Origin of the sequence: Thermoactinospora rubra, from assembly GCF_002093975.1 — a bacterium.
Taxonomy (GTDB): Bacteria; Actinomycetota; Actinomycetes; order Streptosporangiales; family Streptosporangiaceae; genus Nonomuraea; species Nonomuraea rubra_A.
This window is the reverse complement of record NZ_MSZZ01000061.1, coordinates 35,632-57,813: the sequence shown is the minus strand read 5'-3', so window position 1 is coordinate 57,813 and position 22,182 is coordinate 35,632. Positions and strand designations below refer to the sequence as shown.

22 protein-coding genes are annotated in these 22,182 nt (G+C 71.4%); 11 read left to right on the top strand and 11 right to left on the bottom strand.

Annotated features, from left to right (window positions below; genetic code table 11):
- The first annotated feature begins 196 nt into the window (after positions 1-196).
- Positions 197-1,873: a sensor histidine kinase gene (locus BSB02_RS34130; protein ID WP_084965124.1), complete on the top strand. Its 1,677-nt coding sequence runs from the start codon at positions 197-199 to the stop codon at positions 1,871-1,873.
- Between the two features lie 128 nt (positions 1,874-2,001).
- Here the strand turns inward: BSB02_RS34130 and BSB02_RS34125 are convergent, their stop codons facing one another.
- A complete protein-coding gene (locus BSB02_RS34125; RefSeq protein WP_084965123.1) occupies positions 2,002-2,649 on the bottom strand; it encodes a response regulator in 648 nt (215 codons plus the stop codon).
- A gap of 412 nt (positions 2,650-3,061) precedes the next feature.
- Here BSB02_RS34125 and BSB02_RS34120 point away from each other — a divergent pair, with 412 nt between their 5' ends.
- Together BSB02_RS34120 and BSB02_RS34115 are read left to right on the top strand one after the other, a co-directional pair.
- Positions 3,062-3,400 carry a hypothetical protein gene (locus BSB02_RS34120; RefSeq protein ID WP_143591529.1) on the top strand — a complete coding sequence of 113 codons (339 nt, stop codon included), beginning with the start codon at positions 3,062-3,064 and terminating at the stop codon, positions 3,398-3,400.
- Between the two features lie 376 nt (positions 3,401-3,776).
- Complete coding sequence (locus BSB02_RS34115; protein WP_084965121.1) at positions 3,777-5,144, top strand: pyridoxal phosphate-dependent decarboxylase family protein; 1,368 nt, start codon at positions 3,777-3,779, stop codon at positions 5,142-5,144.
- A gap of 49 nt (positions 5,145-5,193) precedes the next feature.
- Here BSB02_RS34115 and BSB02_RS34110 read toward each other — a convergent pair whose 3' ends face one another.
- The gene (locus BSB02_RS34110) at positions 5,194-6,051 is read right to left on the bottom strand and encodes a LysR family transcriptional regulator (protein ID WP_084965120.1); all 858 of its coding nucleotides are present in this window, start codon (positions 6,049-6,051) and stop codon (positions 5,194-5,196) included.
- Here BSB02_RS34110 and BSB02_RS34105 point away from each other — a divergent pair.
- On the top strand, positions 6,005-7,405 hold the full coding sequence (locus BSB02_RS34105) for an MFS transporter (protein WP_240506911.1): 1,401 nt from the start codon (positions 6,005-6,007) through the stop codon (positions 7,403-7,405). The genes BSB02_RS34110 and BSB02_RS34105 overlap by 47 nt on opposite strands.
- Here the strand turns inward: BSB02_RS34105 and BSB02_RS34100 are convergent.
- Entirely contained in the window at positions 7,341-7,877 is a 537-nt protein-coding gene (locus BSB02_RS34100; RefSeq protein WP_084965118.1) for a GNAT family N-acetyltransferase, read from the bottom strand. The two genes, BSB02_RS34105 and BSB02_RS34100, sit on opposite strands and share 65 nt — an antisense overlap.
- A gap of 126 nt (positions 7,878-8,003) precedes the next feature.
- On the opposite strand from BSB02_RS34100, the gene BSB02_RS34095 reads away from it, so the two are divergent.
- Positions 8,004-8,471 (top strand): SRPBCC family protein, encoded by a 468-nt coding sequence (locus tag BSB02_RS34095; RefSeq protein WP_084965117.1) that lies wholly within the window; start codon positions 8,004-8,006, stop codon positions 8,469-8,471.
- Between the two features lie 37 nt (positions 8,472-8,508).
- Here BSB02_RS34095 and BSB02_RS34090 read toward each other — a convergent pair whose 3' ends face one another.
- From BSB02_RS34090 to BSB02_RS34075, 4 genes are read right to left on the bottom strand one after another with little or no spacing between them, the layout of a single operon-like run.
- Positions 8,509-8,982, bottom strand: a complete 474-nt coding sequence (locus BSB02_RS34090; protein WP_143591527.1) for a MerR family transcriptional regulator — start codon at positions 8,980-8,982, stop codon at positions 8,509-8,511.
- A complete protein-coding gene (locus BSB02_RS34085) occupies positions 8,972-9,325 on the bottom strand; it encodes a rhodanese-like domain-containing protein (RefSeq protein WP_084965116.1) in 354 nt (117 codons plus the stop codon). The genes BSB02_RS34090 and BSB02_RS34085 overlap by 11 nt, the downstream gene beginning before the upstream one ends.
- Before the next feature lie 39 nt (positions 9,326-9,364).
- On the bottom strand, positions 9,365-9,718 hold the full coding sequence (locus tag BSB02_RS34080) for a hypothetical protein (protein ID WP_084965115.1): 354 nt from the start codon (positions 9,716-9,718) through the stop codon (positions 9,365-9,367).
- Between the two features lie 56 nt (positions 9,719-9,774).
- The gene (locus BSB02_RS34075) at positions 9,775-10,179 is read right to left on the bottom strand and encodes a hypothetical protein (protein ID WP_084965114.1); all 405 of its coding nucleotides are present in this window, start codon (positions 10,177-10,179) and stop codon (positions 9,775-9,777) included.
- 103 nt (positions 10,180-10,282) lie between these two features.
- Between BSB02_RS34075 and BSB02_RS34070 the strand changes: the two genes are divergently transcribed.
- From BSB02_RS34070 to BSB02_RS34060, 3 genes are all read left to right on the top strand, one after another.
- Positions 10,283-10,651 (top strand): MerR family transcriptional regulator, encoded by a 369-nt coding sequence (locus BSB02_RS34070; RefSeq protein WP_084965113.1) that lies wholly within the window; start codon positions 10,283-10,285, stop codon positions 10,649-10,651.
- A gap of 151 nt (positions 10,652-10,802) precedes the next feature.
- A complete protein-coding gene (locus BSB02_RS34065) occupies positions 10,803-11,174 on the top strand; it encodes a VOC family protein (RefSeq protein ID WP_084965112.1) in 372 nt (123 codons plus the stop codon).
- 549 nt (positions 11,175-11,723) lie between these two features.
- On the top strand, positions 11,724-14,675 hold the full coding sequence (locus BSB02_RS34060; protein ID WP_158088809.1) for an ATP-binding protein: 2,952 nt from the start codon (positions 11,724-11,726) through the stop codon (positions 14,673-14,675).
- 205 nt (positions 14,676-14,880) lie between these two features.
- Here BSB02_RS34060 and BSB02_RS34055 read toward each other — a convergent pair whose 3' ends face one another.
- A complete protein-coding gene (locus BSB02_RS34055) occupies positions 14,881-15,921 on the bottom strand; it encodes a class I SAM-dependent methyltransferase (protein WP_084965110.1) in 1,041 nt (346 codons plus the stop codon).
- A 239-nt stretch (positions 15,922-16,160) separates the two neighbouring features.
- Here BSB02_RS34055 and BSB02_RS34050 point away from each other — a divergent pair, with 239 nt between their 5' ends.
- From BSB02_RS34050 to BSB02_RS34040, 3 genes are all read left to right on the top strand, one after another.
- Positions 16,161-16,703: a hypothetical protein gene (locus BSB02_RS34050; RefSeq protein ID WP_084965109.1), complete on the top strand. Its 543-nt coding sequence runs from the start codon at positions 16,161-16,163 to the stop codon at positions 16,701-16,703.
- Between the two features lie 114 nt (positions 16,704-16,817).
- Positions 16,818-17,393: an RNA polymerase sigma factor gene (locus BSB02_RS34045; protein ID WP_084965108.1), complete on the top strand. Its 576-nt coding sequence runs from the start codon at positions 16,818-16,820 to the stop codon at positions 17,391-17,393.
- Between the two features lie 126 nt (positions 17,394-17,519).
- Positions 17,520-18,305: a hypothetical protein gene (locus tag BSB02_RS34040; RefSeq protein ID WP_084965107.1), complete on the top strand. Its 786-nt coding sequence runs from the start codon at positions 17,520-17,522 to the stop codon at positions 18,303-18,305.
- Positions 18,306-18,445: 140 nt separating this feature from the next.
- On the opposite strand, the gene BSB02_RS43905 is transcribed toward BSB02_RS34040, so the two are convergent.
- From BSB02_RS43905 to BSB02_RS34025, 3 genes are all read right to left on the bottom strand, one after another.
- Positions 18,446-20,125 (bottom strand): MFS transporter, encoded by a 1,680-nt coding sequence (locus BSB02_RS43905; RefSeq protein ID WP_084965106.1) that lies wholly within the window; start codon positions 20,123-20,125, stop codon positions 18,446-18,448.
- Positions 20,122-20,841 (bottom strand): plastocyanin/azurin family copper-binding protein, encoded by a 720-nt coding sequence (locus BSB02_RS34030; RefSeq protein ID WP_084965105.1) that lies wholly within the window; start codon positions 20,839-20,841, stop codon positions 20,122-20,124. Before BSB02_RS34030 ends, BSB02_RS43905 begins: the two co-directional genes overlap by 4 nt.
- Positions 20,842-21,215: 374 nt before the next feature.
- Positions 21,216-22,082: a PaaX family transcriptional regulator gene (locus BSB02_RS34025; protein ID WP_158088808.1), complete on the bottom strand. Its 867-nt coding sequence runs from the start codon at positions 22,080-22,082 to the stop codon at positions 21,216-21,218.
- Positions 22,083-22,182 lie beyond the last annotated feature (100 nt).

Genomic DNA, 22,182 nt, shown 5'->3' with positions numbered 1-22,182 from the left:
CCACCTCGTCTACACCATCGTGCTGATCGGCCTGGCCCTCGCGGGTGCGGGCGACACCCTCGGCCTGGGCAGGTGGTGGGGCGGCCTCGCCGCCGTCCGCCGCATGCCGTACCTCAAGTAGGCGCCGGCCCGCACCAGCGCCCATCCCCGGCCTCCGGGGATGGGCGTCATGCTGCCGGGATGGAAGACTGATCGCATGGCAGAGGGGTCCTTGCTGCCGCAGATGCGGCTGGATGAGCTGCTCGCGGAGCTGCAGGTCCGGCTGAACGCGGTGCTGGCCACCCGGGACCGGGTGCACGCGCTGCTGGACGCGGTGGTGTCGGTGGGCAGCGATCTGGACCTGGAGACCGTGCTGCGGCGGATCGTGGAGACCGCCACCAACCTGGTGGACGCCTCCTACGGGGCACTCGGAGTGGTGGGCGAGGGCGGCACGCTCATCCAGTTCATCCCGGTGGGGCTGAGCGAGGAGGAGATCGCCCGGATCGAGCACTGGCCGCACGGGCTGGGCCTGCTCGGGCTGCTGATCAAGGACGCCCGGCCGCTCAGGCTGGCGCACATCTCCGACCACCCGGAGTCCTACGGCTTCCCGCCGGGGCATCCGGAGATGGGCGGCTTTCTGGGGGTGCCGATCCGGATCCGCGATGAGGTGTTCGGCAACCTGTACCTGACCGAGAAGCGCGGTGGCGGGGAGTTCGACGAGGAGGACGAGGCGATCGTCATCGCGCTGGCGACCGCGGCCGGGGTGGCGGTGGAGAACGCCCGGCTGTTCGAGGAGACGCGGCGGCGGGAACGGTGGCTGCAGGCCTCGGCGGAGATCACCACGAGCTTGTTGTCCGGGTCGGGGTCGCGTGAGGTGCTGGCGATGCTGGCCCGCCGGGCGCGGGAGATGACCGATGCCGATCTGGCGTGTGTGCTGCTGCCCGGCGAGGGTGGGCTGGCGGTGGAGACCGCCGACGGCGACGGGGCCGGCGACCTGGCCGGCCAGGTCACGAGCGTGGCCGACACGCTGTCGGGGCGGGTCTTCGCCACCGGCGAGCCGCTGATGGAGGCCACCACCTCGGCGGGAGTCGACCTGATGCCGGGTGAGCTGAGCACCGGCCCCGTCCTCATCGCGCCGCTGGGCGCCGAGCCGGCGGTTCGCGGCGTGCTCAAGCTGGCCAAGCGCGTGGGCCGGCTGCCCTTCACCGCCGGGGACCTGGCCATGGTCACCTCCTTCGCCGGGCAGGCCGCCGTCGCGCTGGAGCTGGCCGAGGCCCGCCGCGACGCCGAACGGCTGAGCCTGCTGGAAGACCGCGACCGCATCGCCAAGGACCTGCACGACGTGGTCATCCAGCGGCTGTTCGCGGTCGCGATGAGCCTGATGGGCGCGGTCCGGCTGGTGGAACGCCCCGAGGCGGCCGAGCGGGTGCGGCACGCCATCGATGAGCTGGACGAGACCATCCGGCAGATCCGCTCGACCATCTTCGCGCTGCAGGCCACCCGCCGGCCCGACGCGCCGAGTCTGCGGGCCCGCGTCGTGGGCCTGGTGGAGGACGCCCGCGGTCACCTGGGGTTCATGCCCGGCCTGCGCATGGAGGGCCCGCTGGACCACCGGGTCTCCGCCGAGACCGCCGACCAGCTGCTGGCCGTCCTGCGGGAGCTGCTGTCCAACCTGGTACGGCATGCCAAGGCCGCCAAGGCCGAGGTGTCGGTGGAGGTACGCGACGGCCGGCTGACCCTGGTGGTGCAGGACGACGGGGTGGGCGTCCCGGCCGGTGGCAGGCGCAGCGGGCTGCGCAACATCGAGGAACGCGCCCTCCAGCTCGGCGGCACGTTCGACATCGAGGCGCCCGAGGGCGGCGGCAGCCGCTTCCGCTGGAGCGTCCCGCTGTAAGTCACGCGACGACGTGTTCCTGCCGGCGGGTGACTCGGCGTTCGCCTGGCCTTTGCCGGATCCGGCACTCCTGAAGGTGGTCTCGCGGGCGAACACCCTCAGCAGGTCGTCCCAGGCGAGGGCTGGGGTCAGGCGTGGTCGCGGCGGTCGGCCTTCAGGCGGGCGGCCAGGGCGGCGGCCTGGGTACGGCGTTGCATGTCCAGCTTGCCCAGCAGGTTGGAGACGTAGTTCTTGACCGTCTTCTCGGCCAGGAACAGCCGCTCGCCGATCTGGCGATTGGTCAGCCCCTCGCCGATCAGCTCCAGGATCTGGCGTTCCTGGTCGGTCAGTGCGGCCAGCGGGTCGCGGCGGGTGCTCTGGTCGCGCAGCCGGGCCAGCATGGCGGCGGTGGTCTGGGGGTCCAGCAGGGACTGGCCGGAGGCGACGGTGCGCACCGCCCCGACCAGGTCGCTGCCGTGGATCTGCTTGAGCACATAGCCGGACGCCCCGGCCATGACGGCGTCGAACAGCGCGTCGTCGTCGGCGTAGGAGGAGAGCATCAGGCAGCGCAGCTCGGGCAGGCGGGAGCGGACCTCGCGGCAGACGTCCACGCCGGTGCCGTCGGGCAGGCGCACGTCCAGCACGGCCACGTCCGGCCGCAGCGCCGGGATGCGGGCGAGGGCCGACGCCGCGGTTCCGGCCTCGCCGACCACCTCGATGTCGTCCTCGGCCTCCAGCAGGGCGGCCACGCCCCGCCGTACCACCTCATGGTCGTCGACCAGGAACACGCGGATCACGCCTTCCACGCTAGCCGCGTTCCGGCCGGTGACACGAGGGACCACCGGACCACGGACCGTGGGACCTTCGTCCCTGACGGCGGCCCGCCGCGAGTGCTGCCCTGGAGTGGGCCACCGACGACGCCGTCCGTATGCACGAGCCGCTGCGCGTCGTCCGCGTGCGGGAACGCCTGCCGTACCAGATCAGCATGTACCCGATCGCCGATGCCGAGAAGATCCTTCAGGAGGCTGTGGCGTGTCCGCGACCGGCAGCCGACGCTGGAGGCGAAGGCCGAGGTCGGCGTAGATGCGCGAGACCTCGCTCGTGACATCCAGCGCTTCTCGGAGCCTGCTGACAGTCGGTCACGATGCTTCGCAGACGAACCGTTGATCGACTTCTCACGTCTGAAGACACATGAAGATCTCAACGCTCATGATCGCCGCACTGACGCTGCCGGCGCTTCCCGTGATACCCGCTCAGGCCGCCGTCGCCGCCACGGGCTGCCCCCGGCCCGCGACCGCCGACCTGGACAGCGGATGGGGCATCATGCGGGGCGCCTACAACCTCAAGAAGGGCCCCTATGCCGCCCCCGTCTGCGGGACGGTCACCAAGGTGTCCCAGGGCAAGAAGCTCTACTTCCAGTGCTGGACGACCAACAGCCACGGCCACCGGTGGGTCTACGCCCGGGTGAAGGGCACCAAGACGTATGGGTGGATGTCGGTGGACAACCTCAAGGTCATCAGCACCGACCGCTATCCGCTCTGCCCCTGACGCCTGCTGACCGTGATGTACGGCTCGAGCCGTTCGGCAGGAGGTCCTATGAGGCGGTTGCCGGACGCGCCACAAGGCCCTGGAACTATCGACCATGGAGAAGCTGGTACGGGATCGGATCCCCGAGATCATCCGAGCGGGGGGCGCGCCCGGCGGTCCGGATCGCGGCTGGGGAGGAGATGGAGGCCCTGGCTCTTGCCGGCGGACGAGGCATGAGCACGGAGGAGCTTGAACGCCTGCGAGCCGGCAAGGCGGCGGATCGGGGCGCCTTCCGCCGGCATCACCCACCCAGAAGGTGGTTTGCACGAGTGAAAGCTCCTGGAGGAGGCGAACACCGGCGACAGACGGGGAGATGCCCGGGAGATAAGGTGACTCAGTGGAGGAACTGAGTGGCCTGTTCCACATGGCCGCCGACCACGCGGCCGACTACCGGCGGTCGTTGCCGGACCGGCCGGTCGCGGCGCCGGTTGACCAGGCGAGGCTGGCCGACGCCTTCTCCGGCCCGTTGCCCTCCGCCCCCTCCCCGCCGGAGCGGGTGCTGGCCGACCTGGTCGCCGCGGCCGGGCCAGGCCTGGTCGCGAGCGCCGGTCCGCGGTACTTCGGGTTCGTCGTCGGCGGCGCGTTGCCGGCGGCGACCGCGGCCGACATCCTCGCCGCCGGTTGGGACCAGTTCGCGACCAACGCCATCACCTCGCCGGCCGCCATCGCGGCCGAGACCGCCGCCGGCGCCTGGCTGAAGGAACTGCTGGGCATCCCGGCGTCGGCATCGGTCGGGTTCGTCACCGGCTGCCAGGCGGCCAACACCGTCGGGCTCGCCGCCGCCCGGCATCAGGTGCTGGCGGAGGCAGGCTGGGACGTGGAACGGCGGGGGCTGCTCGGGGCGCCGCCGATCCGGGTGATCGCCGGGGAGGAACGGCACGCGACCATCGACCGGTCGCTGCGCCTGCTCGGCTTCGGAACGGACGTGGTGGAGCCGGTGCCCGCCGACCCGAACGGCGCCACCGACCTCGGGTCGCTGCGTGCGGTACTGCAGGCAGGCTCCCCGGGCCCCACGATCGTGTGCCTGCAGTCCGGCAACGTGAACACCGGCGCCTGCGACCGGCTTCGGGAGGCGTGCGAGCTGGTCCACCGGCACGGCGGGTGGGCGCATGTGGACGGGGCGTTCGGGCTGTGGGCCGCGGCGAGCCCCGAGACCCGGCATCTGGTCGACGGGCTGGAGACGGCGGACTCGTGGGCCTGCGACGGGCACAAATGGCTGAACCTTCCCTACGACTCGGGCTTCGCGTTCTGTGCCCGTCCCGGCGCGCACGCGGCGGCGATGTCCTACGCCGCCGAGTACCTGGTCGGTTCCGGCGGCACGCCGGCGGGAGCGGACCTCACCCCCGAGTCCTCCCGCCGGGCCCGCGGGTTCGCCGTGTGGGCCGGGCTGCGGGAACTGGGCCGCGACGGGGTCGCGGCGCTGGTCGGCCGCTGCTGCGCGCTGGCCCGCCGGTTCGCCGGGGGCCTGACCTCGGCCGGGTTCGAGGTGGCGAACGAGGTCGTCCTCAACCAGGTGCTGGTCGGCTTCGGCGACGACGCGCGCACCGACCGGGTGGTGGCGGCGGTGCAGGCGGACGGCACCTGCTGGGCGGGCGGTACGACGTGGCGGGGACGGCGGCTGATGCGGATCTCGGTGTCGAACGCCACCACGACCGAAGCGGACGTGGACCGGTCGGTCGCCGCGATCACCCGCCTCGCCGCCTGACGCCGATCACGAGCCCGGAGAGAAGGTCTCCCGCCCGGCGCGGATCAGCTCAAGGGATCAGCTCAAGAAAGGCCGTGGCCGCGGGGGAGGGCCGGTTGTCCCAGATCAGATATTCCACCCGCGTGGGAGCGTCGCGGAGGCGGATGACGCGCAGGTCGGGGAAGCGCGGCGCGTACGCGGCCGGCAGCATGCCCACGCCGAGGCCCTGCCGTACCAGATCGACCATGAGGTCGGCGGAGGACACCTCGAAGGGCACCTCACGGCGTACCCCGGCGGCCGCGAAGGCCTCGTCCGACTGGGCTCGCCCGGCCGCTCCGGCGCGGAAGTCGATGAACGGTTCGTCGGCCAGGCTCCGCAGGTCCGTCTCGTCGTCCGTCAGGTGGTAGTCCGGGGCGACCACGGCGACCAGGTCCCCTCCGGCGAGCCGGCGGCTCTGGACGCCCTTGGGTTCGGCGCGGGGCGGCAGGCCGAGGAAAGCGACGTCGACGCTGCCCCGCCGGACCCGCTCGATCAGGTCTTCGCTGCCCGCCGAGGTGAGCGTGATGTGCACCCGTGGATGGCGCAGGCGGTAGTCCCTCAGCGCGACCGGCAGGTTGACGGCCGCCACCGTGGGGATGGCGCCGACGGCGAGCCGCCCGCGGATCTCCCCGCTGGCGGCCGCGACCTCGGCCCGTGCGCGGTCCGCGGCCTCCAGGCACTCCCTGGCCGACGGCAGGAAGGCCTCTCCGGCCGGCGTCAGCCGTACCCGCCGGCTGGTCCGCTCGAACAGCCGGGCGCCCAGCTCCCGCTCCAGGGCGGCGATCTGGTGGCTGAGCGCCGACTGCACCACCCGGCAGCGCTCGGCCGCCCGGGTGAAGTTGTTGGTCTCCGCGACCGCGACGACGTACCTCAGCTGCTGCAGTTCCATCCAACCATCGTGCATCGCGATTGATCACGATGAAAAGTATGTGTTGGACTCATTGATTGATGGTCGCGCACCCTTGAACCAGCCGGAGACTCCGCGCTCACGGCCGCGTCGAGTCCCCAACCTGAACCAGCAGAAAGCAGAAATGGTCACATACGACAAGCGCCCTCGCGCCGCCTTGCGGCCATGGCTGGGCGTCTCCGCGATCACCGCCAGCCTGTTCGTCTTCCTCACCACCGAGCTGATGCCCGTCGGCCTGCTCACCCCGATGAGCGCGAGCCTGGGCATATCCGTGGGCGCCGCCGGGCTGATGGTCACCTTGTACGGCGTGTCGGCCGGACTGGGCGTGCCGTTCATCGTGGCCTGGACCAGGCGCGTCAACCGGCGCGTCCTGCTGTCCGCGCTCCTGGCAACGTTGACCGTGGGAAACCTCGTCACCGCCGTCGCGCCGAGCTATCCGCTGGTGCTGACGACACGGCTCATCATGGGATTCGCCAGCGGCGTGTTCTGGGCCATAGGCGTGAGCATGGCGATGCGCCTGGTCCCGGAACGCCACGCGAGCAGGGCGGCCGCGGTCGTGATGTCCGGCATCTCGATCGCCGCGGTCGTGGGCATACCGCTGGGAACCGCCCTGGAAAGCCTCACCGACTGGCGAACCACGTTCCTCATCTGGGCCGGCCTCGCCGCCCTGGTGTTCCTCGCGGCCGTCGCCGTCATCCCGTCACTGCCGTCGGCGAACGCGGTCTCCGTCCGGGAGGTCTTCGCGCTCCCGCTCACGAACGTGCCGCTCCGCCTGGTGCTGTTCACCGTCGTGCTGTTCGTGCTCGGTCATTTCGGGGCGTACACCTTCGTGCGCCCCTTCTTGGAGGAGACTTCCTCCGCCACGCCGCTCTTCATCACCGCGGTGCTGATGGTCTACGGCGTCGGGTGCGCGGCCGGGAACCTCGTCGCCGGACACACGGTCGGCAGAAGTGCGAGCGGCAGCTTCATCGCCAGCTGCGCGGGACTCGTGGTGTCCTTGCTGGCGCTGCTCGCCATCGGCCATGGGCCGGCCGGTTCGGTGATCTCGCTGATCCTCTGGGGAGTCTCCTTCGGCGTCGTGCAGCTGTCCCAGGTCAACATGACCCAGGCCGCCGCGCCCGGCACCTTCGAAGCCGCGATGTCGCTCAACACCATGGCGTACAACACCTCCATCGCGCTCGGGGCGCTTTTCGGCGGGCAGTTCGCCGATCATCTGGGTGTCACGAGCGTCGTGTGGTTCGGTGTGGCGTTGACGGCGGCCGCGCTGCTCCTCACCCTCGGCGCCCGTCGGAAGACCCCACGCCCGGTCCACGGCGGCGCGTCAGCACGCGGGTGATGCCGCCGTCGTCCTCGGCGATGTCCCGGACGTGCTCGAAGCCGATCCTGTCCAGTACGGCCAGCGAGGCGCCGTTCGCCGCCGCCACGGTGGCGTAGACCTCCGTGAGCCCCAGGGTGTCGAAGCCGTAGGCGACGATCGCCTCGGCCAGCTCTCTGCCCAGGCCCGACCCCCACACATCAGGGGCCAGCGCGTAGATGATCTCGTGGCCCTGGACCACGTCGGTCGGCTTGATCTCGGCGTGCCCGATCAGGACACCGTCGCGGCGAACGGCCCAGACGTCGAACAGATCCCCGGCGTAGACCTTCGTGAAGATCCGCCCGAACAGGGCGCGATCCTCCGCCTCGGTGGCAGGGCCGTCGCCCATCCACCGCGAAACCCTCCGGTCCTGGAACAGGGCGACGAAGGCTTCCTCGTCTTCGGGGACGTACGGCTCCAGCAGCAGGCGCTCGGTGCGCAGGGTCGGGGTCACAGACGGCCAAGCTAGCCGGGTGCCGCCCTTCCGGCGAATCATTTTCGCCGGAGCCGCGGCTGCTCGATGACCCGCCGACGGCCGCCGATGAGACCGGTGCGGAACACGCTCCGTAGGATCTGGCCCATGCCGCGTTTCGAGGTCGTCACGTTCGTCCGCGCGCCGCTGGAACTCGTCTTCGACACCTCTCTGTCGGTCGAGGCCCACACCGCCTCGATGCGCGCCTCCCGGGAGCGCGCCGTCGCCGGGGTGACCTCCGGGCAGCTCGCCCTCGGCGACCGGGTGACATGGCAGGCGCGGCACTTCGGCGTCACCTGGCGGATGACCTCGACCGTCAGCGCCTGCGACAGGCCGTTCCACTTCGTGGACGAGCAGGTGGCCGGGCCGTTCCGGCGCTGGCATCACGCGCACCGCTTCGAGGCGGCGGACGAGGGCACCGTCATGCGGGACGTCGTCGACTTCGCCGCGCCCTACGGCCCGCTGGGCGGGCTCGCGGAGCTCCTGCTCCTGCGCCGCTACATGACCAAGCTCATCCTGCTGCGCAACCAGCACATCAAGCAGCTCACCGAAGCGCGGGCCCGGGACGCCGGCTGAACCCCAAGCGCGGTTCGGAAAAGACCGCCGTTGAGCGTCATCTCCGCCGCGCGGAGCGTACATGATCATCAGGACGCGGATCAGGCACACCGGCGAGCCGGGCGTACGGCAGCGGGCAGTCCGGGCAGGTGCAGCGGGTCAGGCTGTCGCAGCGGGCGGCGATCACCTGGCTGAGGGCGTCGCGGATGGCGTGCAGGCCGGCGATCTTGGCTTCGATCTCGGCCAGCTTGAGCTTGGCCCGCTCCTGTAGGTCCGGGCTGGGGTGGCGACGCCGTCCGGTCTCCAGCAGCTCGGCCACCTCCTCCAGGGTGAAGCCGAGCCGCTGCGCCGCCTTGATCACCCCCAGCAGGGTCACCGTCTCGGGCGGGTAGGCGCGGTGCCCGCCGGGGCTGCGCCGCGGTTCGGCGATCAGGCCCCGCCGCTCGTAGTAGCGCAGGGTCTGGATGTTGACTCCGGCACGCTCGGCGACCTGCCCGGTGCGCAGATACGGCTCCCGGATGTCAGGCGGCATGCGTGCCCCCCTCACCCGCCCGGCTACCTTCGAAGGCGAGCCCGGCCTCGGCCCAGTCCTGCTTGCCGCCGGTGTAGACGCGCACGTCGCGGTAGCCGAGCCGGGCGAACGCCGCGGCGGCGATCTTCGAGCGGTTGCAGTACGGGCCCGAGCAGTACACCACCACGGTGGCGTCCCGGTCGGGCGCCACTTGCGCGGCCAGCTCAGCGGTCAGCGGGCCGGGCACGTTGCGCGCCCCGGGGATGTGCTCGGCGGCGTAGGCGTCGACCGGCAATGCCTCGACCAGCTGAACGCTCCCGGTCTCCAGCAAGGCGAGCAGATCCTCGCGCGTGATGCCCTCCATCAGCGGTCCTCCCTTCGGTGATCCGGCGCGGCCGGGAGGTCACGCCGGCCCGGCCGCCGCGCGGGCCCGCGCCTGCAACGCATCCAGCACGTCGACCTGCTGCTCGGGTACCTGCGCCTCCAGCGCCATGACGCCGTCGGCGACGGTGAGGGTGAAGGTGAAGAACGAGCAGCAGCTGTTCTCCCGGGCCGCCAGCTCCGCGGCCCGCGCGGCGTTCGCCGGAGTGAAGATCAGCTCCAGCCGCAGCCGGGTGCGGTCCGGCCTCTGGATCGCCTGTACGGCTGCCGCGAACAAGGCGTCGAACTCGGCCTCGCGCAGCGGCTGCTCAGCCGTGGGCAGTGTGCACTCCGCCGAGGCCCACCGCAGGTCAAGGGCTATGTCCTTTGCCGTCATACCTCGACGGTAAGGCTGTACCCAGGTACCGGATGCAAGCTCCTGCGAGCAGGATCTCAGCCGGGGTCGCCGGCGAAGGCCAGGCCCTTGCCCTCCAGGCGGTCGCGCACCTCGGCCGGGCTGTGGGCGGCGCGGTCGGGCAGGTGGTAGAACTCGTCCAGGACGGCGCGGGCGGCGTCGTCGTCGCTGACCGCCCAGTCCCAGACGATCTCCCCTCCGTCGAGGGTGACCTCGAAGGCGAAGAAGGCGCAGCAGGCCTTCTCCCGCGCGGCCAGGTCCTCGATGTGGGCCCGCAGGCCCGGCTCGGCGCGGAAGCGGAAGCGGACTCCCCGGCCGGTCTTCTCGCGGCCGACGAGGGCGCGGGCGAACAGCTGCCGGTATTCCTCCAGGCGCTGCGGGACGGTGTCGGGGGCGGTGCTCATGTCGCACACGACGGGTGTGGAAGCGGGCGGGATGTCCACGGCCGCGCTCCTTTCCGAAGGTCGGGAACGCCGGCGGTCTTGTGACCGGGCACCCGCGAGCCTAGAGTCTGGACCATACTCCAGAGTCAAGAGGTGATGCCGCGTGAAGATCGGCGAGGTCGCCCGGGAAGCCGGCGTCAGCGTGGACACGGTCCGGTTCTACGAACGGCGCGGCGTCCTCCCCCCGGCCGAGCGCCGGCCCTCTGGCTATCGCGTCTTCACCCCCGCGGCGGTCGAACGCATCCGGCAGGCCAAGGTGCTGCAGGAGCTGGGCTTCACGCTGGATGAGGTCGTCGACGCGCTGGCCGCCCACGACGCCGGCGGCGCCACCTGCGACAGCGAGCGGTGGCGGCTGGAGGCCGTGGCCGACCGGATCGACGCCAGGATCGCCGACCTGGTCCGGGCCCGCCACGCCGTACTGCGGACGCTCGAAGACTGCCGAGCCGGTCGCTGCCCGCTCGTGCCGAGCTGAGGTGACGGCAGGCAGCCGTCGTCCCTTGGCTGGAACCGACTGTCCTGGAGGGACCGTATACGTCAGTGGCCCAGCACGGTGCGCGGATGAGTGTCGTTGCGCTGGCCCTGCCGACTTCAAGCCGCGATGATCTTAAGGTGGAGGTCCGTCCATGATGCACCTGCTCCATCTCGCGCTCCCGGTGCGCGACGCCGATCGCAGCCTCGCCTTCTACGAGAAGTACTTCGGTTTCGACCCCGCCCGCGCGCGGCGGTACGACGACGGCACGGTCATCGTCAGGAATGACGGCGGCTTCGATTTGGCCCTGCACGGCGGGCAGCAAGTGCCGTCCCTTCCGGAGTTCCTTCACTTCGGTTTCCGGCTGGACGATCCCGATGAAGTCCGGTCGGCGCTGGCGCGCCTGGAGGCCGACGGCGTCGGAGTGGTCGAGCACTATGACCTCCCTGAGTACGTGGCGTTCAAATGCCTCGACCCGGACGGGTACCGGATCGAGGTCTATTGGGAGCCGGTTGAAAGCGATTGAGCGGTGGTCCGGCCAGGTCCTCGAGATATCCGTTCACGTTGGACATGGGTTCGTGGTTCTCCCCTCCTCAAGCGGTACGGCACACGGGCGCGTGGAGGTTTCTCACGCGGCCGATTCGGCGACCTTGCCCCTGAATCCTGGAACCGAGCGCGCACCTCGTCGTACTCCATGAATGGACGCGCACATGATGGGACGGCTGCGCGGCCTGCGTGGCGAGCGAGGCCGCAGCCACCCGAGCGGCGATGGGAGTGTGCATTAATACCACTTGCGGAACCTCTGGTCGCGAACACCCGTAGTGGCAGGTGAGTGCCGCGGGGGCATCCCGTGTTCGCTGTCACATCCAGGCTGCTGAAGACCTGTTCGTGAGCAACGTACGGCTACCGCCTCCGGCATGGAAGGACGAGGGCCGTGGACGGCGCCCTCCCTGTTGCGCCGCGCGCCCGCCCCGGGCCACCGTTGGACACAGGAGAGCGTCATAGGTGGCTCTCGCGGCTATGACGTGCGGATCTGCGCACGACAGCACAGATGTGACCAGCGGAGGTGAAAGCTGTGGTGTTCTTCGGGGTTCTCGGTCCCGTCATCGCCGTCGACGCGGACGGGCGACCCGTACAGCTGCACTCCGCGAAACAGAGGCGCCTGCTGGCGGTCCTGCTGGCGCACCACGGGGAAGTCGTCTCGTCGCAGCGGCTGATGGAGGCGATGTGGCCGGACGCCATGCCCGCCAAGCCGGTCGGCGCCCTGCACAACGCCGTCTGCCGGTTGAGGAAGTGTCTTGGGCTGGACGGGCAGGACATGCTGCGCACGGAATCGTCGGGATATCGCCTCCACATCCGGCCGGACGCGCTGGACGCGCTCGTCTTCGAAGACCTGCTCACCCAGGCACGTGCCGACAAACAGGCCGGCCCGGAACGCGCGCTGCAGCGGTTGGAGCGCGCGGAGGCGCTGTGGCGGGGGAGCGCCTTTCAGGACGTCGCGGACGTGCTGCACCTCCAGGCCGAGGCGGCACGACTGGATCAGCTGCGTCACGTGGCCATGGAAGAACGCGCCGAGGTGCTGGTCGCGCTCGGGCGGACCGCGGAGGCGCTGGCGCTCCTGGAGGCATGCGTCGCGGCCCAGCCCCTGCAGGAGCGCCCCCTGGGCATGCTCATGCGCCTGCTGTATGAGTCCGGACGGCACGTGGACGCGTTGCACCTGTACGAGAACTACAAGCACCGGCTGGCCGAAGAGCTCGGGCTCGACCCGTCTCCCTATCTCCAGAAAATCGAGCTGGAGATCCTGCGGCACGAGATGCCGTCCCTCACGGGCTCCGGCGGCACGGCGCCGGCGCGGATCGTCGACCGCGACATTGTGCTGCCGCCCGACACCTTCGTGGGGCGGGAGAACGACATCAAGAAGATCGCGGACTGCCTGGCCGGCCGGAGCGTGACGACGCTGGTCGGCCCAGGTGGCGTGGGGAAGACACGCCTGGCCCTGCATGTGGCCGACAAGGTGAGCCACAAGTACCCCGACGGCGTACTGCTGTGCGGTCTCGGCGAGGTCAGCGAGCCCGGCGCGGTCCCTCACGCCCTGGCGGCCGCGGCCCGGCTGCTCCCCGAGGCGATGGAGGAGTCGAGCCTCCTCCAGGCGCTCGCGGGCAGGCGCTCCCTGCTTGTCCTGGACAACTGCGAGCACCTCCTCCAGACCGTCTCGGCACTGGTCGGCCGCCTGCTGTCGGTTCCCGGCAGGATCGCCGTCCTGGCGACCAGCAGAGAGCCGCTGGCCGTACAGGGTGAGCGTGTCTACCACGTCGAGCCGCTGCGCGTGGAACCGGGAGACGGGCTCGCCGGCGAGGCCGTCAAGCTGTTCATCGACAGGGCGCAGGCGGCCAATTCACGGTTCGAATCCGACGGCTATGACCTGCGGTCTGTGGAGGAGCTGTGCCTCCGCCTCGACGGGCTGCCGCTCGCGATCGAGCTGGCCGCCGCCCGGACCCGCACGCTGCCCGTCGCGGAGATGGTGCGCAGGCTGGACGACAGGCTGACCTTGCTCAGCGAGCCGAGGAGCGCGACCCCGCGCCACCGCTCGCTGTGGGACGTGGTGGACTGGTCGTTCGAGCGCCTGGACGCCGAGCAGCGGAAGGTGTACCCGCAGCTCGCGATCTTCCCCGGCGACTTCACCCTGGACGCGGCGGCGGGAGTCGTGACCTCCGGCCTGTCGCCGGCGCGACTGACGACCCGCGTTCTCGACCTGGCCGACCGATCGCTGCTCGACCGGGCCGCCTTCGCCGGGACGGACGAGCCCCCTCGCTACCGGCTGCTGGAAACCCTGCGGCGATACGGCCTCGAGCGGCTGCACGAGGCGGGAACCGCCGACCTCGTCGCGTCTCGCCACGCGCACTGGTTCACCGCGCACGCCGAACGGGTGATGCGGGACCGGTCGGAACCCGGCCGCGACTGGATCGCGGAACTCGAGAGCGACATCCACAACTTCAGGGCGGCGCATCGCCGGCTCGCCGACTCTCGCGACATCGACGGCCTGCTGAGGCTCACCGCTTCGCTGTGCCAGCTGGGAGTGGCCACCATGCGCGCCGAGCTGTTCGAGTGGGCGCAGGAGGCCGTCCGTCTGGCAACGGGCAGCGGTCATCCGCTCCTCGGCGCCGCGTTCGTGTCCGCCGGACGTGGGGCGTGGTATCACGGCGACCTGGCCACGGCGGAGGAATACGCCCGCAAGGCGATGGAAGGCTCCGACGACCCGCGAGTCTTGTGTCACGGCCACGACCTTCACGGCGACGTCGCCCTCCACCGGCAGCGGCTGGAGGACGCCGCGGCCCACTACCGGGAATCGGTGCGGTTGTCCGGGCTGATGGGCGACAGGTGGCAGGCCGCCTTCTCCAGCGGCTGCCTCGCCCTCACCCTCACCCGGCTCGGCAGGCTGGAGGAGGCGCGGGCGGCGCTGGAAGGCGTCCGGGCGGAGGCCCGCAGGCAGGAGTCGCTGGATCTACGGATCGCGGTGGCCATCCTGGAGGGGGAGCTGTCCCTGGCACTGCGGCCCCGCGAGGTTCCCGAAGCCTTCTGGCGCGCGGCGAGGCTGTCGAGGGAGAGCCGGAACAACTACCTCGTCTGCACGTCCTGGATCGCGGCGGCGTCGGCGGAGGCGGAGTACGGTGACCCGCAGCGGTCCGCCGCCACCTATCGCGACCTGCTGCGCGAATGGTCACGCCCCAGGCTGGGCATCCCGCTGGCCGTGGCCATGCGCGGGGTCGTACGGCTCCTCGCCAAGGCCGGCCGTCACGAGGACGCCGCGATCCTCTTCGGCGCCCTGCCGCCCGCCCCGGTGGCCTCGCTGTTCACCGGGGTCAACACCGAGTTCTCCCACGTGGTCGAGCGGCTGCGGGCGGGCATGCGGCCGGAGGCGTTCGACGTGTCGGTCGCGAGGGGCCGCGAGCTGACCCTGCGGGAGACGATCGACTTCGCGGTCGCCCTGCTGGACCGGATGACGAGATCCCGGAGCGTCTGTCCATGAATGAGATACTTTGCCCCGGTTGTGGGGCGAGGGTCGCCGCCCTTCTCCGCCAGCAGCGCGGGGAGGGCCGAGGCGTCGTAGACGACGCCGTGGCCGGCGACCGTCACGCCGCCCCACGATGCGACGAGGGCGCCGGCCACGGCATCGTGGTCCTGCGGAGTGGCGGCACGCACCGATATCCCGATCACCCCGGCATCCTCCCCGGCTACCCCACCAGCCGGTAGAAGCGCCAGAAGCCGAAGTCGTCGATCGGCAGCACCTCGATGTCGCGGAAGCCCGCCTCGACGGCGTAGCGGCGCAGGGTGTCGGGTCGCATGACCGTCCCCGTGGCGGCCGACGGCTGGTGGGACCTGCCGTCGGGCAGGCAGATGAGCAGGCTGAAGCCGTACATCAGCCGCTCCACGTCGCCGCCGTCGGGATGGAAGGCGTCGGCCACCGCCTCGTCCATGATGACGACCGGCCCACCTGGCACGACGGCGCGGCGCATGGCGGCGAGCGTGTCGACCGGACGCGGCATGTCGTGGATGCACTCGAAGGCGAACGCCGCGTCGTAGCCGCCCTCGCCCAGGTCCGCGGCGTCGGCCGCGCGGAAGGCGACGTCCATGCCCTCGGCGTTGCGCTCGGCCATGGCGATCGAGGGCGGGTCGATGTCGACTCCCTCCACCTTCGCCTCCGGGTAGGCCCTGGCCAGGGCGATGGTGGACCACCCGGCGCCGCAGCCGACGTCGACGATCCGGGCCCCCGGACGGCGCAGCACCGCGTCGATGTCGGGCAGCCCGGCCAGCGCCTTGGGCAGGGCGTGTTCGAACCAGGGCCGGTTCATGTCGGCCTGCGACTCGCGCACGTCCTCGCCGAAGGCGTCCCAGCCGACCCCGCCGCCGTTGCGGTACGCCTCGACGAGGGCGGGCATCTGTACGGCGGCGCCCGCCAGCATCCGGGCCAGCGGCGCCAGGAAGTTCAGGCTTGAGCGGTCGGTGAGCACCTCGGCCGCGCCGTCCGGGAGGGCGAAGCGGCCGTCGTCGCCCACCTCCAGGATTCCGGCGCAGGCCTGCTGCTCCAGCCATTCCCGGGCGTACCGCTCGTCCCCGCCCGCGCGTCCGGCCAGCTCGGCCGGGGTGGCGGGGCCGTGGTCGGCGAGCGCCCGGTACCAGCCCAGACGGTCACCGAGATGAACGGCGAGCACGTCGATCGTGCCCAGCGCGGCGCCCAGCAGGCGCTCGACGAATTGTTCCGCGGTCGAAGCCATGGCGAAGCTTCCCCCTTGCGTGGTTGTGTGCTCCAACGCCGACATGTACGAAGCGATCTGGGCGATCGGTTCTGACAGCGGGCGGCCTGCTCGTCATTGAATGCGGGCCGGAGCAGGCGCCCGTGATGCGGCTGCGCAACCGCCGACCTCCGGGTGCGCCGGAACCGGCCTTCGCGGCCAGGCCGTACTGCGTAGCGACCACCACGCGGACCGGCGAGAGCCGGCAAGAAGGAGCAAGCATGAGCAGCTACCAGATTCCCTCTTCGGACGTGCGCGGACTGTCCCCGGCGGATGCCGGCGGCGCCCAGCCGCCCGGGCGGCCGAAGACTCTGACGGCCGTCATCGTGGCCGCCACGGCGGTCGTCGTGAGCGCGCTCGCCTCCGCCCTCGTCTATCTGGTCTCCGGCAGGGACCTGCTGCGCTCGTACATCGAGGAGTCGTTCGACATCGAGGCGGGCACGAAGACCGGGAGCTTCGTCCTCGAAGCGGCCACCGAGGAGGCCTACGGCGCGCTTCAGGCACGCGCGTATTTGTGGATCTTCCTCGCGGCGATGATCGGGCTGCTGCTGCTCGCAGTCCGGTCGGCCAGGACATGGGCGCGCGTGACGCTGACCGTCTTCAGCGTGATCGCCCTCTTCCTCGGGCTCCGCGAGCTCGCGGACCTGGTGGCGACCCACATCGGCGTCCTGGCGCTGGTGACGGTCCTGGCCGCGGCGACGGTCGTGGTGGCGTGCTGGCTGCCGCCGACCAACCGGTTCGCGAAGGCGCGCAAGCGGCGCTGACGGCTTCTCCGGGCTCCGGCTGACAGCTGCTTGGGAGCGCGCGGAGAGGCCGATGACAGAGCCGGGTCGCAGGCTCGCCTCGGCAATGCTTCCAAGACGCAACCGAGGTGCCCGTTGACCAGGCCAGACATTGTCGAACCCCTCAAGGACCGCTTCCAGCGCGGGGACCGGGCGGCGTTCGAAGAGCTCTTCGACCGCTACTCCCGGCCCATGTTCGCGACCGCGCTGAGCATGCTCGGCAACCGGGATCTGGCGGCCGAGACCGTGCAGGAGGCGTTCATCAAGATCTGGCAGGCCGCGGGGAGCTACGACACCGCGCGTGACATAGAGCCATGGCTGTTCACCATCACCAGGCGCACGGCGATGGACCTGTACCGCAAGCACCGCCGCGGCAGCGAGACGGTGGCCATCGACTTCGTGGCCGACTCGCGGCTGGCCGTCGGGCCGCCTTCCATGGAAAAGCCGTGGCTCACCTGGCAGGTCACGCGCGCCATGGCCCGGCTGAGCTCCCAGGAGCGGGAGGTCCTGTACCTCGCCTACTTCCACGAGATGACCCAGTCCGAGATCAGCCAGGCGCTCGGCATCCCGATGGGGACGGTCAAGAGCCGGACCTTCCGCGCCCAGCGGCGCCTGGCCGAGCTGCTGGAGCACGTGGTCGACCCACCGGTGGAGGCCGCAGCCACCGCGTGACGAGGCAAGCCTTGTGTGCATTTTGACCGGTTGCGGAACTGCTTGGCGCCTGGGCCTCGTACCGCTATCCGAACGCACCGCGGTTCCCATCCGCGGGATGAAGCCCCATACGACAAGGACACAATCATGCGTCTCAGCAAGCACCTGGCCCGGTTGTCATGCCTGGCCGTCGCGTCCACCGCCCTGGCCGGCGCCCTCGCCGGCCCCGGCAACGCCGCCTCGCCGGGAACCGTCGAGGTGTCGAACGGGAAGATCGTCTACACGGCGGGCAAGGGCGGGCGGAACAGCGCCTCCATCACCGTCTTCAACGGCAAGATCGCGGTGTTCGACACCGAGCCGCTCACCCCGAAGGCCGGTTGCGTCAAGCTCACGCCCCGCGCCGTGACCTGTGGGACCAGCGCCCTGAAGTTCGTCGCCGACCTCGGTGACGGCAACGACTCCTTCAGCGTGGGCGTCGACTTCAAGGGGATCGTCAAGGGCGGCCCCGGCGACGACACCTTCATCGCGAGCACGAAGCAGAACACGCCGCGGCGGCTGACGTTCTCCGGCGGCGAGGGCACCGACACCGTCTCCTACAAGAGCAGCAACCGGCCGGTGCGGGTCAGCCTCGACAACCAGCCGAACGACGGCCGCGCCATCGACTCCGACAACATCCGCGACGACGTCGAGAACATCGTGGGCTCCACGTTCGGGGGCGACACCCTCACCGGCAGCGCCGCCGCCAACCGGCTGGACGACGGCGGCGGTTCCGGCGAGAGGCTGAACGGCCTGGGCGGCGACGATCTGCTCCTGGCCAAGGACCTGGCCAAGGACTCCTTCCTGGCCTGCGGCGAGGGCGACGCGGATGTGATCGTCCTCGACAAGGGGATCGACCCCGAGCCGCTCGGCTGCGAAGAGGTGCGGGAGTTCTGACCGGCGAACCCGGCCTGACCGGTCCCGGCACCCCAGCCCCGGCGCCCCGGCCCACCCTGCCGGGGCGCCGTGCGTTCCGCCGCCACGGCTTCATGCCGCTCGGTGAGTACGGCAACGCGCCACGCCGCTTTCGCCCCGGGCTACCACGTGTCCATGCACGGCCGCCGCTTGGTCCCCGCCGAGGCCCGCCCGCGCGGACGGCGGTCTCTCCCCGGTTGGCGACGGGAAGGGTCCTCAGGCCGTCGTCCGCCGGATCGTGACCGCGGGGAACGCCTCCCAGCTGTCCGACGGCGCCGCCGCCCTGTTCGAGATCTACTGAGTAGATCTACTAAGTACGGCGTGCGGCGAGCGCCGCGAACCAGCGCACCGCCTCCGGGTCGTCGACCGCGTCGAGCTTGCAGGCCTGCTCGACCGGCACGCCCTGGAGGATGCGCTTGACCGGGACCTCCAGCTTCTTGCCGGTGGCGGTGTGCGGGATCGCGGGCGCCTCCAGCACCTCGTCCGGCACGTGCCGCGGCGAGGCCTTGGTCCGCACGGCCTCGCGGATCCGGCCGGTCAGCGCGGCGTCCAGGGCGGCTCCGCCGGCCAGCCGTACGAACAGCGGCATCCAGTAGCCGCCGTCGGGTTCCTCGACGCCGACCACGAGCGCCTCGGCCACCTCGGGCAGCGCCTCGACGGCCTGGTAGATCCGAGCTGCCCATGCGGACGCCGCGGCGGTTCAGCGTCGAGTCCGAGCGCCCGTGGATGATCGCGGTGCCCCGGCTGGTGATCGTCAGCCAGTCGCCGTGCCGCCACACGCCCGGATAGACCGAGAAGTACGCCTCGCGGTAGCGGCCGGTGGCGGCCACGACGTGGCCCGAGACCACCGAGGTGACGACCACGCCCGCCTGGAGCGGGAAGAGCAGCAGGCCGGAGCTCGTGGCGCTCATCCCGATCACGATCTGGAGCAGGGCGGGCATGTAGAAGGTCATGGTGAGCAGCCCGGCCCCGGCGAAGAACACCAGCACCAGGGCGGTGGCGGCGACCGGGTTGGCGAACAGCCGCAACGGCATGATCGGCTCGGCCGCCCTCCGCTCCACCAGGACGAACGCCGCCAGCGCCACCAGGGTCGCCGCGACCAGCGCCACGATCGGGCCGGAGGTCCACGGGTGGAGCCGCCCGCCCCAGGAGAACACCAGCATCAGGCAGGACAGGGCCACGACGAGCAGGGCGGCGCCCGCCCAGTCCACGGCGGCGCGCTCGCGCGGCGAGGGCACCTTCAGGGTCGTGGCCGTCACGACCAGGGCCGTGATGCCGATGGGCAGGTTGACGAGGAACACCCAGCGCCAGGAGAAGGCGTCGGTGAGGTAGCCGCCCAGCCACGGCCCGATCACCTGGGCGACGGCCAGCTCGGCGCCGATGTAGCCCTGGTAGGCGGCGCGGGCCCGGGGCGAGACGATGTCGCCCACGATCACGATGGCCATCGCGGTCAGGCCGCCGGCGCCGAGCCCCTGGACGGCCCGGCACACGCCGAGCTGGGGCACGTTCTGCGCGAGCGCGCACGCCGCCGAGCCGGCCAGGAACAGCACGAGGGCGACGTTGAACAGCATCCGCCTGCCGTACAGGTCGCTGAGCCTGCCGAACAGCGGCGCGCCCACCGCGGCGGCGATCAGGTTGGCGGTGAACACCCACGGCAGATCGGATAACCCGCCCAGATCCTGCACGATCGTGGGCGCGGCCACCGCGACGGTGGTCTGGCCCAGGCCCGCGATCAGCAGGCCGAGCAGCAGCCCGGTGAAGACGACCAGGGTCTTCCTGGAGCCCAGGAGCGTGCCGGTCATGGCTCGACCACCAGCCTTCCCGTCATGCCCGCCGCGCGGTGCGCCATGAGCGAGCAGTGGAACTCGTAGACCCCCGGACGGCCGGCGCGGAACCCGCCGACCGCGCTTCGCCCCGCGTCCGCTTGGACGTAGGCGCCGAACTCCTCCAGCACGAAGTTGTGCATGACGTCGGCGGCCACCAGCTCGATCGCGACGTCCTCCCCGGCCTTGACGCGGATCTCGGCGGGGGAGAAGGCCAGGCGCTCGCAGCTGACCCGGATCCGCCGGGCTCCCGGCGCGACGGGGCTGTTGGACCGCTCGCCGACCAGCTTCATGTCGGCGTGCCTGATGCTGAGCGTCCCCACGGTGGTCCGCGCCATCGCGCCGACGTCCACCACCCCGGTGGGCTCGCAGGCGACCGCCAGCTGGGTGGGGTCGGGGAAGCTCGTGGTGAGCTGCCCGCCGTACTCCAGCGGGACCAGCGCCAGCAGCCCGGCCGCCAGGCCGTACTCGATGGCCACATGGTGGTCCAGCGGGACCCGCACCCGGCCCATCGGGATCGACGAGGCGGGCTCGCCCGCGGCCGTGAGCACGCGCAGGCGGCGCACGCGGAGGTCGCCGAGCGCGTCCAGCACGGTGTGCTCGGCGGTCAGGAACCGCCGGGCCGCGCGGGTGGCCGAGGCGGCGCTCACGTCGGCGCTCGAGACGGTGACCGGAAGGCCCAGGTAGCTGTTCACGCGGTCATTGTCCGGACGATCGCCTGGAGCGCTCAGCGCGTCGTTCCGGTGAGCGGAGCGCGCGTTGTGCGGCGCGACGCCTGGTTCGCCGGGCACGTGGTCGACCAGTACGGCCGGCTCCCGCCGCCCTTCGGCAGCGGGCCGACCGAGCCGGGGCGCAGCGCCCCCGCGCCGGCGCCGCCACGGTCCGAACCCGGCCGATGCCCGAGGGCGGCATCGCGGGCGCGCCGCTGGCGTACGCGATCAACCTGGGCGGGACCGGTACCCGCTGACGAACTCCTCGATCATCGACAACGGCGTGTCACGCGGGCTGCTGCGCACGGTCGACATCGGCTTCGGCGGCGCGGGATGGATCGAGTACCGGCACCAGCCGGTCAGAAGGCCCTGACGTAGTCGATGGCCGGGCCCTCCAGCCGCATGCGCAGCTCGGCGAACAGCTCGGCGGCCGCCCGGCCGGGCCAGTCGGCGGGCAGCAGCTCCTCGGGCAGGCCGGGGTCCAGGTAGGGGAACTTTCGCCAGTGGTAGAGGCTGAGCGTGTAGTCGGCGAACGCCTGCCGGCCTTCGGGGAAGCGGCCCTCCCAGCGGTCGAGCACGGGCCGCGCCCAGGCCAGGAAGTCGGTGTAGAGCCCGGCCAGCTCCTCCAGGTTCCAGGCCCGCCGTACCACCGCGGACAGCTCCTCGAAGCCGGTGTAGGCGGCCTCGAAGGTCATGACGTAGTGCTGGAAGCCCAGCTCCTCCACGGCCTTCTCCAGGTCGCGCGCCATGCGGCGCGGCGCCATCCACAGCCCGTTGCTCAGGTTGCCGAACCCCAGCCAGGACAGCCGCGAGCGCAGCCGGTGGCGCTTGGCCCGCTCCTCCTCGGGGATGGAGAACGACACCAGGACCCAGCCGTCGGCCAGCCGCGCGGGGAGGTGGGGGCCGAAGATCCGCTGGTCGCTCTCGGCGAGCAGGGGCAGCGCCCTGGCGCTCAGCCGCAGGCCGCGCACGCCCTGGCGGACCTCCGGCTCCAGCAGGTCCTTGTCCCGCATGCGGGCCAGCGCCGAGCGGGTGGCCGTCTCGTCCACGCCCAGCTCGCTCATCAACTGCACGATCTTGGCGATGGGGCACCAGCCGCCCAGCGGCCGCAGGTAGGCGCCGCAGAAGTCCATGATCAGCATCTTCGGCTGGCCGCCGCTGGCGCTGCGGGGCGAGGCCGCCATGGAGGGCGTGGCGCCCGCCCAGGCGTCCCGCTTGGTGCTCAACGAGGCTCTCCTCCGAGAGGTCCGGTTCTTCGGCAAGCATACGACGATCGTCACCGGAGGCGGCATGAGACGAGGGCCGCCTCACGTGGCGGCCCTCAAG

What these genes read in the sequence shown, in the direction of transcription:
- BSB02_RS34130 (WP_084965124.1), top strand. Translation starts at nt 197, where the DNA reads ATGGCAGAGGGGTCCTTGCTGCCGCAGATGCGGCTGGATGAGCTGCTC.
- BSB02_RS34120 (WP_143591529.1), top strand. Translation starts at nt 3,062, where the DNA reads ATGATCGCCGCACTGACGCTGCCGGCGCTTCCCGTGATACCCGCTCAG.
- BSB02_RS34110 (WP_084965120.1), bottom strand. Translation starts at nt 6,051, where the DNA reads ATGGAACTGCAGCAGCTGAGGTACGTCGTCGCGGTCGCGGAGACCAAC.
- BSB02_RS34095 (WP_084965117.1), top strand. Translation starts at nt 8,004, where the DNA reads ATGCCGCGTTTCGAGGTCGTCACGTTCGTCCGCGCGCCGCTGGAACTC.
- BSB02_RS34090 (WP_143591527.1), bottom strand. Translation starts at nt 8,982, where the DNA reads ATGCCGCCTGACATCCGGGAGCCGTATCTGCGCACCGGGCAGGTCGCC.
- BSB02_RS34085 (WP_084965116.1), bottom strand. Translation starts at nt 9,325, where the DNA reads ATGGAGGGCATCACGCGCGAGGATCTGCTCGCCTTGCTGGAGACCGGG.
- BSB02_RS34080 (WP_084965115.1), bottom strand. Translation starts at nt 9,718, where the DNA reads ATGACGGCAAAGGACATAGCCCTTGACCTGCGGTGGGCCTCGGCGGAG.
- BSB02_RS34065 (WP_084965112.1), top strand. Translation starts at nt 10,803, where the DNA reads ATGATGCACCTGCTCCATCTCGCGCTCCCGGTGCGCGACGCCGATCGC.
- BSB02_RS34055 (WP_084965110.1), bottom strand. Translation starts at nt 15,921, where the DNA reads ATGGCTTCGACCGCGGAACAATTCGTCGAGCGCCTGCTGGGCGCCGCG.
- BSB02_RS34050 (WP_084965109.1), top strand. Translation starts at nt 16,161, where the DNA reads ATGAGCAGCTACCAGATTCCCTCTTCGGACGTGCGCGGACTGTCCCCG.
- BSB02_RS34040 (WP_084965107.1), top strand. Translation starts at nt 17,520, where the DNA reads ATGCGTCTCAGCAAGCACCTGGCCCGGTTGTCATGCCTGGCCGTCGCG.
- BSB02_RS43905 (WP_084965106.1), bottom strand. Translation starts at nt 20,125, where the DNA reads ATGACCGGCACGCTCCTGGGCTCCAGGAAGACCCTGGTCGTCTTCACC.